Origin of the sequence: Leclercia sp. EC_58 (genome assembly GCF_019584355.1) — a bacterium.
Classification (GTDB): domain Bacteria; phylum Pseudomonadota; class Gammaproteobacteria; order Enterobacterales; family Enterobacteriaceae; genus Enterobacter.
Map to the genome: position 1 here is coordinate 1,373,467 of NZ_VDAM01000001.1, position 16,172 is coordinate 1,389,638.

Here is a 16,172-nt window from a genome sequence, read left to right on the forward strand (position 1 = left end):
GTCTGTATACCGCGGGCAGGGAAAGCGGGGGATCGGCGTGGAATCGGGAAAAGTGTGATGGAGGTTGCGGATTGCAGATAAAGCCTGTGATCCGCATCGGCTTTTTCTGTTCTGGCGACGTGATAAACGTCACCAGAAGGGGAAAAAAATGTGATCCCCGACCAGCGGCCGGGGAGGGGATTTTAGTGCGCGCGGCCCTGTTCGACACCCAGGCCGGTTTGGGAGCGGATAAACTGGGCGCGGAACTTCTCGCGCTCCAGGTTGCCTTCCGGCGAGTTATCGGTTGCCGAGAAGACCCAGATGCCGATAAAGGCCACGGCGATGGAGAAGAGCGCCGGGTACTCATACGGGAAGATGGCGCTTTCGTGGCCGAGGATCTGCACCCAGATAGTCGGGCCGAGGATCATCAGGATCACCGCCGTCAGCAGGCCGAGCCAGCCGCCAATCATCGCTCCGCGGGTGGTCAGCTTCGACCAGTACATAGAGAGCAGAATGATCGGGAAGTTGCAGCTTGCCGCTATGGAGAAGGCCAGCCCCACCATAAAGGCGATGTTCTGATTCTCGAACAGGATCCCCAGCAGAATGGCGACGACCCCCAGCACCAGAACGGTGATTTTGGAGACCTTCAGTTCGTCGCGTTCAGAGGCGCCTTTACGCCAGACGTTGGCATAGAGGTCGTGGGAGACCGCAGAAGCACCCGCCAGGGTCAGGCCAGCCACCACCGCCAGAATCGTGGCGAAGGCCACGGCGGAGATAAAGCCGAGGAACAGGTTGCCGCCCACCGCGTCAGCCAGATGGACTGCCGCCATATTGTTGCCGCCAATCAGCGCGCCCGCCGCATCCTTGAAGGCCGGGTTTGCACCCACCAGCATGATGGCGCCGAAGCCGATGATAAAGGTCAGGATGTAGAAGTAACCCATAAAGCCGGTGGCGTAGAAGACGCTTTTACGCGCTTCGCGCGCATCTGACACCGTGAAGAAACGCATCAGAATGTGCGGCAGGCCCGCGGTACCAAACATCAGGCCCAGCCCTAACGACAGCGCCGAGATCGGATCTTTCACCAGCCCGCCGGGGCTCATGATCGCTTCCCCTTTCGGGTGTACCGCCATCGCTTCGGTAAAGAGGTTATTAAAGCTGAAGCCGACATGCTTCATGACCATAAAGGCCATAAAGCTGGCGCCGAACAGCAGCAGCACGGCTTTGATGATCTGCACCCAGGTGGTGGCGAGCATGCCGCCAAACAGGACATACATCACCATCAGCACACCCACCAGCACCACCGCGACATGGTAGTTCAGGCCGAACAGCAGCTGGATCAGCTTGCCGGCTCCCACCATCTGGGCGATCAGGTAGAGGGCCACCACCACCAGCGAGCCGCAGGCGGAAAGGGTACGAATCGGCCCCTGTTTCAGGCGGTACGAGGCGACGTCGGCAAAGGTATAACGCCCCAGGTTACGCAGGCGTTCGGCGATCAGGAACAGGATGATCGGCCAGCCAACGAGGAAGCCCAGAGAGTAGATCAGCCCGTCGTAGCCGGAGGTATAGACCAGCGCGGAGATACCGAGGAAAGAGGCCGCCGACATAAAATCACCGGCGATGGCCAGCCCGTTCTGGAAACCGGTAATGTTGCCGCCCGCGGTATAGTAATCGTTACGGGAGCGTACGCGTTTCGACGCCCAGTAGGTGATGTACAGCGTCAGCACCACGAAGATCAGGAACATCACAATCGCCTGCCAGTTGGTCGGCTGGCGTTCAACCGCGCCGCCAATGGCATCGGCGGCATTTGCCGCGAGGGGGAGGGCGGCGGCAAGCGCCGTCAGGACTCTCTTCATGATGCTTTTACCTCGCGCAGAACCGCTTTGTTCAGACGGTCGAACTCACCGTTAGCGCGCCAGACGTAGACGCCGGTCAGCACAAACGAAACGACAATCACACCGATACCGATAGGGATGCCGCGCGTGACGCTGGTGCCCGCATGCAGCGGCGTGCCCAGCCAGTGCGGCGCAAAGGCGATCAGCAGGATAAAGCCCACGTAGATGATCAGCATGATAATAGAGAGAATGAAGGCAAACCGTTGCCGTTTATCCACCAGCTCCCTGTAGTGCGCACTGTTCTCTATCTGCTGACAAATATTGTCATTCATCACAGAATCTCCAGAGGTATCCCCCTTCGGTTTTCACGCAGCCTGAGCAGTCACGTACCTGCAACGCGAAATCCTTTGGGGTGGTTTTTATATTCCCCTCTCTCTTTAAGGGAGAGGGCTAAGGTGAGGGTATTACGATGGCATTGCGATGGCCTGCTTCTCTTCGAGCAGTTTGTCCACCACGCCAGGATCGGCGAGCGTAGAGGTGTCGCCTAAATTGCTGGTATCCCCCGCCGCAATCTTGCGCAGAATACGGCGCATGATTTTGCCGGAGCGGGTTTTCGGCAGCGAGTCGGTCCAGTGCAGCACGTCCGGGGTGGCAAGCGGGCCAATCTCTTTCCGCACCCAGTTACGCACTTCGGTATAGAGCTCGGGTGACGGCTCTTCGCCGTGGTTTAAGGTGACGTAGGCATAGATCGCCTGGCCTTTGATGTTGTGTGGAATACCGACCACCGCCGCTTCGGCGATTTTCGGATGCGACACGAGGGCAGATTCGATCTCGGCGGTCCCCAAACGGTGGCCGGAGACGTTCAGCACGTCGTCCACGCGGCCGGTGATCCAGTAGTAGCCATCTTCATCACGACGCGCGCCGTCGCCGCTGAAGTACATGTTTTTGAAGGTAGAGAAGTAGGTCTGCTCGAAGCGATCGTGATCGCCAAACAGGGTGCGTGCCTGACCCGGCCAGGAGTCGGTGATGACCAGGTTGCCCTCAGTGGCCCCTTCCAGCGGCGTGCCTTCGTTGTCCACCAGCGCAGGCTGAACGCCAAAGAACGGACGGGTCGCGGAACCGGCTTTCAGCTGAGTGGCGCCCGGCAGCGGGGTGATCATGAACCCGCCGGTTTCGGTCTGCCACCAGGTGTCGACCACCGGACACTTCTCGTTGCCGATCTTCTTCCAGTACCACTCCCAGGCTTCCGGGTTGATCGGCTCACCCACGGAACCGAGGATACGCAGGGAGGAGCGGTCGGTGCCTTCAATCGCCTTATCGCCTTCCGCCATCAGGGCGCGGATCGCGGTCGGGGCGGTATAGAGAATATTGACCTGGTGTTTGTCCACCACCTGGCTCATGCGCGCCGGGGTCGGCCAGTTTGGCACCCCTTCAAACATCAGGGTGGTGGCGCCGCAGGCCAGCGGGCCGTACAGCAGGTAGCTGTGGCCCGTCACCCAGCCCACATCAGCGGTGCACCAGTAGATATCACCCTGATGATAATCAAAGACATACTTAAAGGTAGTTGCCGCATAGACCAGATAGCCGCCGGTGGTGTGCAGGACGCCCTTCGGCTTGCCGGTTGAGCCGGAGGTATAGAGGATAAACAGCGGATCTTCCGCGTTCATCGCTTCCGGCTGGTGCTGGTCGCTGGCCTGCTCAATCAGGTCGCTCCACCAGAGGTCGCGCCCCTCATGCCATTCAATGGCGTTGCCGGTGCGCTTGAGCACAATCACGCTGTTGACGCTGTTTACATTGGGGTTTTTCAGCGCGTCATCAACGTTCTTTTTCAGCGGAACGGCACGGCCAGCACGCACGCCTTCGTCGGCGGTGATCACCAGTTTGGAGCTGGAGTCGATAATGCGCCCGGCCACCGCTTCCGGCGAGAAGCCGCCAAAGATCACGGAGTGCACGGCGCCGATGCGGGCGCAGGCCAGCATCGCCACGGCCGCTTCCGGCACCATCGGCATATAGATGGCAACCACGTCGCCTTTCTTGATGCCCTGAGCCAGCAGCACGTTAGCAAAGCGGCAGACATCGCGGTGCAGTTCGCGGTAGGTGATATTTTTGCTCTGGGTGGCGTCGTCGCCCTCCCAGATGATCGCCGTCTGGTCACCGCGCTCGGCAAGGTGGCGATCCAGACAGTTGGCGGCTAGGTTCAGCGTACCGTCTTCATACCATTTAATAGAGACGTTACCTGGGGCAAAAGAGGTGTTCTTGACCGTCTGATAGGGCGTGATCCAGTCAAGGATTTTACCCTGCTCGCCCCAGAAAGCGTCAGGGTTGGTGATGGAGTGTTGATACTTCTCCTGGTACTGCTCAGGGTTAATCAGGCAGCGGTCCGCAATATTTGCGGGAATGTCGTGTTTATGGACTTGGCTCATGGCTTTTATTCTCCTTGTAGGATGTTAATAATATGTCGCAAAAACGTTAATTGTAGGGGCTTTGGCAGCTTTGTTTACTATTTGGGCGACAGATCACGCAAATGTTAAAGAGAACAAAAAACGCGCAAATGACACTTTGAAGGAAAATAATTGCTCTTGAGGATTATTTGCTTTTATGGATAAAAAAGCGTTTTCATTACAAAAGGTTATTTATCATCATCGATACAAATTAGCGTAACCACCTCTTTTGTCAGTCAAATGCCTCGTTCTTAAAGGCTTGCGCAGCATGCCGTGCAAATGGTACTGATACCGCGCGTTAAAAAACCCCATAAATGAACGCAACACAATTCATACCCTTTCAGTATGTGTCGTCCCCTTCGTTTTACGAGTACGAACACTTCGTTGAGGAAGTCTCTTGTTATGAAAAATTTGAAAGTCAGCCTGGCCTGGCAAATTTTGCTGGCCCTTGTGCTGGGTATCTTGCTGGGTAGTTATCTGCATTATCACAGTGACAGCCGCGAATGGCTGATCGCCAATTTACTGTCGCCTGCTGGCGATATCTTTATTCATCTGATCAAGATGATTGTGGTGCCGATTGTTATCTCGACGCTGGTGGTGGGGATTGCCGGGGTGGGTGACGCGAAGCAACTGGGCCGCATCGGCGCGAAAACTATCCTTTATTTCGAAGTGATCACTACGGTGGCCATCGTTCTCGGCATCACGCTGGCGAATGTGTTCCAGCCGGGCGCGGGCATTGATATGTCGCAGCTGGCGACGGTGGATATTTCGAAATACCAGAGCACAACAGCCGATGTGCAGAGCCACTCCCATGGCCTGATGGGGACGATCCTGTCGCTGGTGCCGACCAATATCGTGGCGTCGATGGCGAAGGGCGAAATGCTGCCGATCATCTTCTTCTCGGTGCTGTTTGGTCTGGGGCTGGCGTCGCTGCCCTCCGCCCACCGCGAGCCGCTGGTGACCGTGTTCCGCTCCATCTCTGAAACCATGTTTAAAGTGACCCACATGGTGATGCGTTATGCACCGGTAGGGGTGTTTGCGCTGATCTCCGTGACGGTGGCGAACTTCGGTTTTGCTTCCCTGTGGCCGCTGGCGAAGCTGGTGCTGCTGGTGCATTTCGCCATCATCTTCTTCGCGCTGGTGGTGCTGGGTTTAGTGGCGCGTATGTGCGGGCTGAGCATCTGGATCCTGATCCGCATTCTGAAGGACGAGCTGATTCTGGCGTACTCCACCGCCAGCTCTGAAAGCGTGCTGCCGCGCATCATCCAGAAGATGGAGGCTTACGGCGCGCCGGCGTCGATCACCAGCTTCGTGGTGCCGACCGGCTACTCCTTTAACCTTGATGGCTCCACGCTGTACCAGAGTATCGCCGCGATCTTTATTGCCCAGCTGTACGGCATTGACCTCTCCCTGTGGCAGGAGATTGTGCTGGTGCTAACGCTGATGGTGACCTCGAAAGGCATTGCCGGTGTGCCGGGCGTGTCGTTTGTGGTGCTGCTGGCGACCCTGGGCAGTGTGGGCATTCCACTGGAAGGACTGGCATTTATCGCCGGTGTTGACCGTATCCTCGACATGGCGCGTACCGCGCTGAACGTGGTGGGTAACGCGCTGGCGGTGCTGGTGATTGCCAAGTGGGAACATAAGTTTGACCGTAAAAAAGCGCTGGCCTATGAGCGCGAGGTGCTGGGGCGGTTTGATAAGACGGCTGACCAGTAAAGTGAAAAGCCGGGTGGCGCTTCGCTTACCCGGCCTACATGACCGTAGGCCCGGCAAACGTAGTGCCGCCGGGCATTTACTCCCCGCTTAACGCATCAAACTCCTCACACCCGGTATCAAACCCTTCGCTACAGCTCAGATTCAACCAGTAGAGCGCCTTCTGTTTATTGGGGGTGATAAATCCTTCCTCGCCCTGCTTAAAGATCTGGCCCGCCCAGTACTCCGCATAGCCTGTGCGCGAGAGGGTGGAGCTCTGCTTAAACCACCGCGCGGCCTGCACATCATCCTGCGCCACTTCCACGCCGTTGGCGTAGATCAGCCCCAGCAGCTGCTGGGCATCAACGGCGGCGTCGTCTTCGGTATTCTCAGCGACCTTGTGCAGTAAGCTCAGCGCTTGCGGATAGTCGGTCTTCCCGGCCCGGGTGTTTACCAGCAGCCGCGCCAGCATCACGGCCCCCGGTGAACTCCCGGCGACGGTCGCCTGCTGCGCAAGTCCTTTGGCCTGGGCTAAATCGCCGTGCTTTAACTTGATTTGGGACAGCAGGGCCATGGCATCGATATCGCCGTTTTTCGCTGCTTTTTCGGCCCAGATTTCGGCCTGCTTATCATCACCCGAGCTGTACCAGGTTTCGGCAAGATAGTACTGGGCCCGACTGTCGCCCGCTTCAGCCTGCTTCCGGTACTGGCCGCCAATCTCCTCGGCGCTCGCCAGAGAAGTAAAAAGGATCAACAACAGATAAAGAAGTTTCATGCGTTATTTTCGTAGGGGTAGATAGCGGGCAGTATAAGCGGGCGATGTGAATAAAAAAATGGGTGCGTTAAGACCTCCACTACCTACAAGCCGGGCGGGTCTCCCCGCCCGCTGAAATTAGCCTGCTGCGCAGGCTAATTAGCCGCCACTTCGTGTTGTTCACTCTTTATACCCGTCATACTTCAAGTATTACATCACCCCATCGCGGTTTCCCGTAAACGCTTTTTCAACGCATTATATTCATCGATAACATAGCGCTCGGCGGCAACCTGATCCGCTATCGGCTCGAGGCGCACGGCACAATATTTATATTCCGGCGTTTTGGTTATTGGGCTCAGGTTTTCCGTTACCAGCTCGTTGCAGGCACCAATCCACCACTGGTAGGTCATGTATACCGCCCCTTTGTTTGGCCGATCGCTCACCTGGGCCCGAGTGATGACCCGGCCTTTACGGGAGGTGACCCACACCAGGGCGTCATCCTCAATGCCCAGCTGTTTGGCATCCCCGGTGTTGATTTGCACATAGCCGGGCTCATCCGCCAGCGCCGATAGCGCCGCACAGTTGCCGGTCATGGAGCGGCAGGAGTAGTGACCCACTTCGCGCACGGTGGAGAGCACCATTGGATACTCTGGCGACAGCGTATCCATCGGCGCCATCCAGTCGCAGGTGAAGAACTGCGCCAGCCCGTTCGGGGTATCGAATTTCTCGGCGAACAGGTACGACGTGCCCCGATCTTCCGGCGACTCGTCCCGGCAGGGCCACTGAATATAGCCCAGCTCGCCCATCTTCTCGTAGGTTGCCCCCTTAAAGGCCGGGCAGAGCTGGCGCAGCTCGTCCCAGATTTGCTGGGTGTTGTCGTAGTGCATCGGATAACCCATCCGGGTGGCAATCTCGCTGATAATCTGCCAGTCGGTTTTCAGGTCCCACTTCGGCTCCACGGCTTTGAAGAAGCGCTGGAAGCCGCGATCGGCTGCGGTGTAGACCCCTTCATGCTCGCCCCAGGAGGTGGAGGGCAGGATCACGTCCGCCGCCGCCGCGGTTTTGGTCATAAAGATATCCTGGACAATCACCAGCTCCAGATCGTCAAAAGCTTTGCGCACCGCCGAGAGCTCAGCATCGGTTTGCAGCGGGTCTTCGCCCATGATGTACGCTGCGCGCACCTCGCCGTGGGCCACGCGGTGCGGCAGCTCGCTGATACGGTAGCCGGGGTTCGCCGGCAGGCTCTCCACGCCCCAGGCTTTGGCAAATTTCTCGCGGTTTTCCGGAAACTTAACGTACTGGTAGCCCGGATAGGTATCCGGCAGTGCCCCCATGTCGCAGGCCCCCTGCACGTTATTCTGCCCGCGCACCGGGTTGACCCCCACGTGGGCTTTGCCGAGATTGCCGGTCAGCATGGCAAGGCTGGTCAGCGCGCGCACGGTTTCCACCCCCTGCCAGAACTGGGTCACCCCCATTCCCCACAGCAGAGTAGCAGTGTTGGCCCCGGCATACAGGCGTGCCGCCTGACGGATCTCTCCCGCGCTTACGCCGGTAATGCTCTCCACCGACTCCGGCGTATAGCGTTCAACGATCTCACGGTACTCATCAAAGCCCTCCGTGCGGGTGGCGACGAAGGCCCGATCGTAGAGCTGCTCGGCAATAATCACGTGGCCGATGGCATTGAGCAGGGCGATATTCGAGCCGTTTCGCAATGCGATATGCATATCGGCAATGCGGGCGGTTTCGATGCGCCGCGGATCGCAGACGATGATTTTTGCCCCGTTCTGTTTCGCGCGCAGAATATGGTTGGCGACAATCGGGTGCGAATCCGCCGGGTTATAGCCAAAAATAAAGACTAACGCAGTGTTATCAATCTCGTTGATGGCATTGCTCATGGCGCCATTGCCGACCGACTGGTGCAGACCTGCAACCGAGGGGCCGTGTCAGACGCGGGCGCAGCAGTCGACGTTATTGGTGCCGATAACGGCGCGCGCAAACTTCTGCATCAGATAGTTGGTTTCATTCCCGGTGCCGCGTGACGAGCCGGTGGTCTGGATCGCGTCCGGGCCGTGCTTTTCCTTGATGGCGGTGAGGCGGCTGGCGACGTAATCCAGCGCCGTTTCCCACGAAACGGGCATCAGCTTACCGCCGCGCGTTCTGCGGATCATCGGGGTTTTCAGCCGCGGGGTGAGGATTTGGGTATCGTTAATAAAATCCCAGCCGAAGTAGCCCTTCAGGCACAGCGTGCCCTGGTTGGTTTTGCCGTTGGCCGCCTCCGCCCGGACGATTGTGCCGTTATCGACCACCAGGTTGATCTTGCAACCTGATGCGCAATAGGGGCAAACCGTGATGACGTTTTTCATCGATCTCGCTCCAGTTTCACATGATGCTGATATGTCGGTTGAGTATGCCGCCTCTAAGCCGCATTCCTGTTGTGGTTTTTCCCTGACTTTACGGGTGAATCCTGGGCAATACCCTGACGAAAAACAGGCCTGCGGCAAAAATTGCGGCGGCGGAAGTGACGGGGGATGTGACGGCGGTTGAAGATTCGTGATGGAAAAGGCGTTTGGGCTGGAGCCTTGCACAGAATGGGCCAGACTGATCTTTATCTTCTCTATGGGGTCCCGTAATGAAACCAGCAATTCTGGTGGTCGATGACGACACCGCGGTCTGCGAACTGTTGCAGGACGTTCTCAACGAGCACGTCTTTACCGTCCATGTCTGCCACAACGGGCAGGATGCGCTGCGTCTGGCCAGCCAGATGCCGGATATTGCACTGGTTTTGCTCGATATGATGCTGCCGGATATCAACGGCCTACAGGTATTACAGCAGCTGCAAAAGCAGCGTCCTGAGCTGCCGGTCATTATGCTCACGGGTCTTGGCAGCGAGTCGGATGTGGTGGTGGGGCTGGAGATGGGGGCGGACGATTATATCGGCAAACCCTTTAACCCCCGGGTGGTGGTGGCGCGCGTCAAGGCCGTGCTCCGTCGCACCGGCGCGCTGGCGGCGGAGCCTGCGGCGGTCCCGCGGGCAGGCGGGATCGGCTTTAACGGCTGGACGCTGGATACCGCCCGCTGCGAGCTGATTGACGCCGCGCGCAACGTGGTCTCCCTGACCCAGGGCGAATACGGTCTGCTGCTGGCGCTTACCCAGAATGCCCGGCGGGTGCTGAGCCGGGAGCAGCTGCTGGAGCTGACCCACAGCGAAAGCGCGGAGGTGTTTGACCGCACCATCGACGTGCTGATCATGCGCCTGCGCCGCAAAATCGAAATCAATCCCCATCAGCCACTGCTGATTAAAACCATCCGCGGGCTGGGCTACGTCTTTGCCGCCGACGTGCAGCATGGCGACAGGGCGGCTTAGACCAGGCGGTTCTCCTCAATAAACAGCTGCAGCTCCTGCAACGTTTTTGCCCCGTCGATGGCGTTGGCGGCCAGCAGGCTGGCCCGGGCGCAGGCGTGCGCCATCCGAATGCTCTCGGTCAGCGACAGCGATTCGTGGCAGCCATACAAAAATCCGGCGCAGAAGGCATCGCCAGCCCCGACGCTGCCGACAATCTCCTCCTGCGTAAGCCGCCACGAGGGGATCCAGCTTCCCGCCTGGCCCGGCTCCTGACCCCACGCCCCCTCCGGGCAATGGATCACTACCCGTGACTTCACCCCCGCCGCCAGCAGATCTGCCGCCGCCGCGGCAATATTCGCGATCACCGGCGCATCCTGATCATCGCGCATCGGCAGGCCGCTGAACTCGCCCGCCTCCAGCTCGTTGATCACCAGATAGTCGAGATGGCGCAGGGCAGGGAGCACCAGCGGCTGATAGCGCGGATCGCCCTTACGCGACACCAGATCGAGGGACGTTTTAAACCCCAGATCGCGCATCTGCGCCAGCAGCCGCGCGCTGCGGGTGCCATATTCGTCGTCCGGCATATCCAGGCTATCGAGCAGCAGAAGGTAACCCAGATGGAAGATCTTCATGCTGTAATCGAGCCGGTCAAAGGCGGGCAGATCCAGCAGGCGGTTCGCCCCCGGTGAGTGGAAAAAGGTACGTTGGCCGCTGGGGTCGGTCATCACCTGCGACATGGAGGTAGGGGCAAAAGTGGTGCGCTGTACCCGCTGGCGGTTGACGTGATACTGGTCGAGCATGGCGAGAATGTAATCCCCGTCGTTATCCTCCCCCACCAGCCCGACCGCCTGCAGCGGGATCCCGGTATGCATTTTTGCCAAGGTTAACAGTACGTTAAGCGGTGCACCGCCGGTGGCGCGCTCGCTATGGGTGATCTCCGCCAGCCAGCCGCGCTCCGGCCACTGCACAATCTGGTGGACATGGTCCACCAGCATATTACCCGCCGCGATAATGCCCCGGCGTTCCATTATGCTTGCCCCGCGCTGCCGAAGGTGCGCATCTGCGCGGCGACGGTGTCGGTAATCGCCTCTTCGATGCCCAGCAGCAGCTCAGCAAACTCGTCATACAGCGGCTGCCGGTTGGCCATGCGCTGCTCCACGGCCCCCAGCGCCGCCTGGGACATGCCGGTATAGAAGTTAATTTTGTGAATGCCAAGCTCAATGGCGCGGCGAAAATCGGCGTCACTGATCCCCGATCCGCCGTGCAGCACCAGCGGCAGGCCGGTTTGCTGGCGGATGGCGTCAAGACGGGCAAAATCGAGCTTCGGTTCCCCCTTGTACTTGCCGTGGGCATTGCCGATGGCTACCGCCAGGGCATCAATGCCGGTCTGATCGACAAATTCCCGCGCCAGGGCCGGATCGGTGAAAAAGGCTTCGTCGGCGTGACCGTACAGGGCGCCGCCCTCATCGCCCCCCACTGCGCCCAGCTCCGCCTCCACCGACACGCCCACCGCGTGGCACATCTTCACCACTTCCCGCGTCTGGCGGATGTTCTCCTCGTAGCTCAGCGTTGAGCCGTCGAACATCACCGAGCTGAACCCCAGGCGCAGCGCCCGTACCACCGCCTCGAAATGCAGACCGTGATCGAGGTTCAGCACCACCGGAATGTCATGCCGGGCGGCTTCAAATTTCACCGCCTCCACCAGTGAATCGAGCGACACGTACTTAAAGTGCACTTCGGCAATGTTGATGATAAAGGGCGAGCTCTCCTGGCGGGCCGCGGCAAACAGCGCCCGCAGGAAGTGAGAGTCGAGGACGTTAAACGCCCCCAGCGCGTAACGGTGTTCGCGGGCATGCGCCAGCCCGTCGGCGAGAGAGATAAGCGGCATGTTCACTCCTTACAGACGAAACAGGCTGTACTCGTTACACAGCACCAGCACGGCCGGTTCGTCTTCATCAATGTTGTTATAGCGGGCGGTGGGGAGCAGGAAATGGTTGTCGGTATCGTCATCATTCACCGAGGAGACTTCCCCGACCAGCACATCACCAAAGCCCGCTTCACCCCAGAAGCTGTGGTACAAACCGGGCGGCAGACAGATGCTCTCTCCCGGCGCGAGACGGATATGGCTACCTGCCGCGTGAGTCTGCTGGCACCCGTCGATGGAGACCGTAATATCGCCATCCTCTTTCTGCTCATTTTCATCGGCGTTCCACAGCTCAAGAATCAGATTGCCGCCGCCGCGGTTAATGATGTCCTCGCGTTTGCGCCAGTGAAAATGCAGCGGCGTGACCTGGCCGTCGCGCACGTGCATGATCTTTTCCGCATAGCATTTGGCCCACGGTTTGCCGCCGGGCGAGCCGTTGCGGAGGGTAAAAAGGGTCAGCCCTTGGGCGGCGAAGTTATCCCCGCCGAAGGCGGTCACGTCCCAGCCGAGGCGAAGATCGAACACCTCGCGCCAGGCCTGTGCGTCGAGCTGCTGCCAGCGGGCAGGGGGGAAGCTGGCAAAGGGGGGCAAATGCACATCGTGCATGGAGAAAAACTGCCGCGTGTGGCCGAGGATTTCGTTAATTTCGGAGCGTTTCATGGTAACTCCTTACGTGATATGCAGAGCCCCTGTTGAAGAGGCTCCGCACCGATCTCACTTAACCGTCCAGCCCTTATAGGTGCCGACGTTGTTCTTATCGATCATCGTTACCGGGATCAGCACCGGCTCTTTCGGCGCCGGTTTGCCCTGCAGAATGCCATAGCCAATCTCCACCGCTTTCGCCGCCATCACCTGCGGGTCCTGCGCCGGGGTGGCGATAAACAGGGAGTTTTCGCGCTTCAGCGCCTCTTCCGCATCCGGGGAACCATCCACGCCAACGATAAAGAATTCGTTACGTTGCGCCTGCTTCGCCGCCAGATCGGCCCCGATCGCCGTCGGATCGTTGATGGCGAACACGCCGTCGATCTTCGGATTGGCGGCCAGCAGCGAGGTCATCACCTCCAGCCCGCCTTCACGGCTGCCCTTGGCGTTCTGGTTATCCGAGAGCACCTTGATATCCGGATGTTTTTTAAATTCGGTCTGGCACCCTTCCACGCGGTTCTGTACCGCAGAAACCGGCGGTCCGTTGATGATCACCACGTTGCCTTTGCCTTTCAGACGGTCGGTAATCAACTTACAGGCCATCTCGCCCGCCTGGGTGTTGTTGGAGGTGATGGTCGCATCGGCGCCTTCTGCCGCCACGTCAACCGCCACTACCACAATCCCGGCATCTTTCGCGCGCTTCACCGCCGGGCCGATCCCCTTCGAGTCTGCGGCGTTGAGAATGATCATATCGACCTTCGCAGCGATGAAGTTATCAATCTGCGACACCTGCTGGCCGAGATCGTAACCGCTGGAGACCAGCGTCACTTTCACGTTATCTCCCGCCAGTTTGCGTGCTTCCAGCTCCGCCCCTTTGGTGATCTGCACAAAAAACGGGTTCGCCAGATCGCCCACCGTCACGCCGATGGACTTCAGCTCTTTGGCCTGGACAAACGGGGTTGCTGCAAGCAGTGCGCCAGCACAGAGCGCGGTAACAAGAGGTTTTAAACGCATATTTTTCGTCCTCGTTATGTAGGGTATTGTTGTTATGCACTTTGATGGTGTCGGGTACGGTATTTGTCAATCAGTACCGCAATGATGATCACCGCCCCTTTGATCACCAGTTGCCAGAAGTAGGAGACGCCCATCAGCGTCATGCCGTTGTTAAGGGTGGCGATAATCAGCGCCCCCACCAGCGTGCCGGTGATGGTGCCGATGCCGCCGACAAAGCTGGTGCCCCCGAGGATCACCGCCGCAATCGCATCCAGCTCATAGCCAGTGCCGAGGTTGCCGTTGGCGCTGTAGAGTCGCGAGGCGCTCATCACCCCGCCCAGACCCGAGAGCAGGCCGCTCATGCCGTAGACAAACAGCAGTACCATCCAGACCTTGATGCCCGTTAAGCGCGCCGCCTGCATGTTGCCGCCCACCGCGTAGATGTGTACCCCGAGGGTGGTGCGGCGCAGGATGAACCAGCAGATGACGATGACCGCGAGGGCGATCACCACCAGCCATGGCACCGGCCCAAGGTAGTTATTGCCGATCCACTCAAAGCTAATGCTGGAGTTAATCACCGTGGTGCCGTCCGCCAGCAGGTAGGCCGCCCCGCGCAGCGCCGTGTAGGTGCCGAGCGTGACGATAAAGGGGGGCAATCCGGCAAAGGCCACCAGCGCCCCGTTGATGGTGCCCAGCACCAGCCCGAGCATCAGGGCCGCCGGGACCGAGAGCATGGAGAGCTCCGGCATCAGCGAGACCACCATCGCCGCCACCGCGGTGGTGCCCAGAATCGAGCCTACCGAGAGGTCGATGCCGCCGGTCAGAATGATGAAGGTCATCCCCGCCGCCAGCACGATATTGATGGAGGCCTGACGGGTGATGTTCAGCAGGTTGCTTTCGGTAAAGAAGTTAGGGGCGATAAAACCAAAGACGGCGACAATCAGGATCAATATCGGCAGGATCCCGATGGTTTGCATCAGATCGCCCATCAGCATTTTTTTGGCGGAGGCCGCTTTGGCCACCTGTTGCGGACTATTTTGTTGGCTCATGATTTTACCGCCTGGTGATGAGAGTCGTTAACGCCGGTCGCCAGCGTCATGATGTTTTCTTGGGTGATATCGGCCCGATGCAGCTCGCCGGCAATGCTCCCTTCGCGCATCACGTAAACGCGATCGCTCATGCCCACCACTTCCGGCAGTTCGCTGGAGATCATCAGGATCGCCACCCCTTTACGCGCCATCTGGTTCATGATCCGGTAGATCTCGCTTTTGGCCCCAACATCCACGCCGCGGGTCGGCTCGTCGAGGATCAGAATGCGCGGGCCAATCGCCACCCAGCGGGAGATGAGCAGCTTCTGCTGATTGCCGCCGGAGAGGCCGCCCGCCCGCACCTGGGAATGCGGCACGCGAATGTTAAGCAGGGCGATGGCGTCATCGGAGATCGACTGCGCTTTTTTGCGGTTCAACATGCCGAAGGTGGCGTCGCGCTCCAGCGTCGCCATGGTGATGTTCTCCTGCGCCGCCAGCTCAAGGAACAGCCCCTGCTCCTTGCGGTTCTCGGTTAAAAAACCGATGCCGTGCTCAATGGCGGCACGCGGGGAGTGGATGACCACCGGCTCGCCATCCACCTCAATCATGCCGCCGGTGGCCTTGCGCACGCCAAAAATCAGCTGGGCCAGCTCTGAGCGCCCGGCCCCCACCAGCCCGGCGAGGCCGACGATTTCGCCGGAGCGTACCAGCAGGCTACAGGGCTGCACTTTGCCGCCGTCGGTCAGATGGTGGACATTCAGGCGCGGGCTGCCGAGAGGGATATCGCGCTCTTTATTGAACAGATCGCTCAACGGACGCCCGACCATCATCCGCACCAGTTCAGCAGCGTTGAGCTTGTCCCGGGTCAGGCTGCCGACGTACTGGCCGTCACGCAGTACGCTGACGCGATCCGACAGTTCATACACCTCCGCCATGCGGTGGCTGATGTAGATGATCGCCATCCCTTCATCGCGCAGGCGCAAAATCAGTTCAAACAGACGATGGGTTTCGCGAGAGGAGAGGGCGGCGGTGGGTTCATCCATTACCAGAATGCGGCTGTTGCGGTGCAGTGCGCGGGCAATCTCCACCTGCTGCTGCTCGGCGATGGTCAGCTTCATCACCAGATCGGTGGCCTTAAACTGGGCGCCGAGCCGGTCAATTACCGCCTGGGCCTGGGCCGCCATCTCTTTACGCTGCACCAGCCCGCCGCGCGACAGCTCGCTGCCGAGGAAGATGTTTTCGGCTACGGTCAGGTTTGGTGCCAGCTGCATCTCCTGATAAATCAGGGTGATGCCCGCCGCCAGGGCATCTTTCGGGCCTTTGATGTGAAACGGCTTGCCGTCGATCAGGATCTCGCCGCTGGTGGCGATGTAAGCCCCGGCGAGAATTTTCATCAACGTACTTTTTCCGGCGCCGTTTTCACCCATTAGCGCGTGGATCTCACCGGGGAAGACCGTCAGATCCACACCCTTCAGCGCGTGAAAGCTGCCAAAGGTTTTGGCAATGTTGCGCATCTCTAAAACCGGGGTCCTGCTCATGGCGGA

13 protein-coding genes are annotated in these 16,172 nt (G+C 59.2%); 2 read left to right on the forward strand and 11 right to left on the reverse strand.

Annotated features, from left to right (window positions below; translation table 11 throughout):
• Positions 1–182: 182 nt before the first annotated feature.
• The 3 genes from actP to acs form a co-directional block, all read right to left on the reverse strand.
• Positions 183–1,832, reverse strand: a complete 1,650-nt coding sequence (actP, locus tag FHC51_RS06750; RefSeq protein WP_103177880.1) for a cation/acetate symporter ActP — start codon at positions 1,830–1,832, stop codon at positions 183–185.
• Complete coding sequence (locus FHC51_RS06755; protein WP_103825415.1) at positions 1,829–2,143, reverse strand: DUF485 domain-containing protein; 315 nt, start codon at positions 2,141–2,143, stop codon at positions 1,829–1,831. The genes actP and FHC51_RS06755 overlap by 4 nt, the downstream gene beginning before the upstream one ends.
• Before the next feature lie 132 nt (positions 2,144–2,275).
• Complete coding sequence (gene acs, locus FHC51_RS06760; RefSeq protein ID WP_103177882.1) at positions 2,276–4,234, reverse strand: acetate--CoA ligase; 1,959 nt, start codon at positions 4,232–4,234, stop codon at positions 2,276–2,278.
• Positions 4,235–4,654: 420 nt separating this feature from the next.
• Here acs and gltP point away from each other — a divergent pair, with 420 nt between their 5' ends.
• On the forward strand, positions 4,655–5,968 hold the full coding sequence (gene gltP / locus FHC51_RS06765; RefSeq protein WP_103825416.1) for a glutamate/aspartate:proton symporter GltP: 1,314 nt from the start codon (positions 4,655–4,657) through the stop codon (positions 5,966–5,968).
• Positions 5,969–6,044: 76 nt separating this feature from the next.
• On the opposite strand, the gene FHC51_RS06770 is transcribed toward gltP, so the two are convergent.
• Both FHC51_RS06770 and fdhF read right to left on the reverse strand, forming a co-directional pair.
• On the reverse strand, positions 6,045–6,719 hold the full coding sequence (locus FHC51_RS06770; RefSeq protein ID WP_114388169.1) for a tetratricopeptide repeat protein: 675 nt from the start codon (positions 6,717–6,719) through the stop codon (positions 6,045–6,047).
• A 194-nt stretch (positions 6,720–6,913) separates the two neighbouring features.
• Positions 6,914–9,061 carry a formate dehydrogenase subunit alpha gene (fdhF, locus tag FHC51_RS06775; protein WP_220435159.1) on the reverse strand — a complete coding sequence of 716 codons (2,148 nt, stop codon included), beginning with the start codon at positions 9,059–9,061 and terminating at the stop codon, positions 6,914–6,916.
• A gap of 266 nt (positions 9,062–9,327) precedes the next feature.
• Between fdhF and FHC51_RS06780 the strand changes: the two genes are divergently transcribed.
• Complete coding sequence (locus FHC51_RS06780) at positions 9,328–10,062, forward strand: response regulator (protein ID WP_103177887.1); 735 nt, start codon at positions 9,328–9,330, stop codon at positions 10,060–10,062.
• On the opposite strand, the gene FHC51_RS06785 is transcribed toward FHC51_RS06780, so the two are convergent.
• The 6 genes from FHC51_RS06785 to FHC51_RS06810 are packed head-to-tail and all read right to left on the reverse strand — an operon-like array spanning position 10,059 to position 16,166.
• Positions 10,059–11,072: a carbohydrate kinase family protein gene (locus FHC51_RS06785; protein WP_220436659.1), complete on the reverse strand. Its 1,014-nt coding sequence runs from the start codon at positions 11,070–11,072 to the stop codon at positions 10,059–10,061. The genes FHC51_RS06780 and FHC51_RS06785 overlap by 4 nt on opposite strands.
• Positions 11,069–11,929, reverse strand: coding sequence for a ketose 1,6-bisphosphate aldolase (locus tag FHC51_RS06790; RefSeq protein WP_220435160.1), 861 nt, complete (start codon positions 11,927–11,929; stop codon positions 11,069–11,071). The genes FHC51_RS06785 and FHC51_RS06790 overlap by 4 nt, the downstream gene beginning before the upstream one ends.
• A gap of 9 nt (positions 11,930–11,938) precedes the next feature.
• Complete coding sequence (locus FHC51_RS06795) at positions 11,939–12,625, reverse strand: D-lyxose/D-mannose family sugar isomerase (RefSeq protein ID WP_220435161.1); 687 nt, start codon at positions 12,623–12,625, stop codon at positions 11,939–11,941.
• Between the two features lie 54 nt (positions 12,626–12,679).
• A complete protein-coding gene (locus FHC51_RS06800) occupies positions 12,680–13,621 on the reverse strand; it encodes an ABC transporter substrate-binding protein (protein ID WP_103177891.1) in 942 nt (313 codons plus the stop codon).
• Positions 13,622–13,653: 32 nt separating this feature from the next.
• Positions 13,654–14,649: a ribose ABC transporter permease gene (locus FHC51_RS06805; protein WP_103177892.1), complete on the reverse strand. Its 996-nt coding sequence runs from the start codon at positions 14,647–14,649 to the stop codon at positions 13,654–13,656.
• Positions 14,646–16,166 (reverse strand): sugar ABC transporter ATP-binding protein, encoded by a 1,521-nt coding sequence (locus FHC51_RS06810; RefSeq protein WP_114316132.1) that lies wholly within the window; start codon positions 16,164–16,166, stop codon positions 14,646–14,648. Before FHC51_RS06810 ends, FHC51_RS06805 begins: the two co-directional genes overlap by 4 nt.
• Positions 16,167–16,172: the final 6 nt, after the last annotated feature.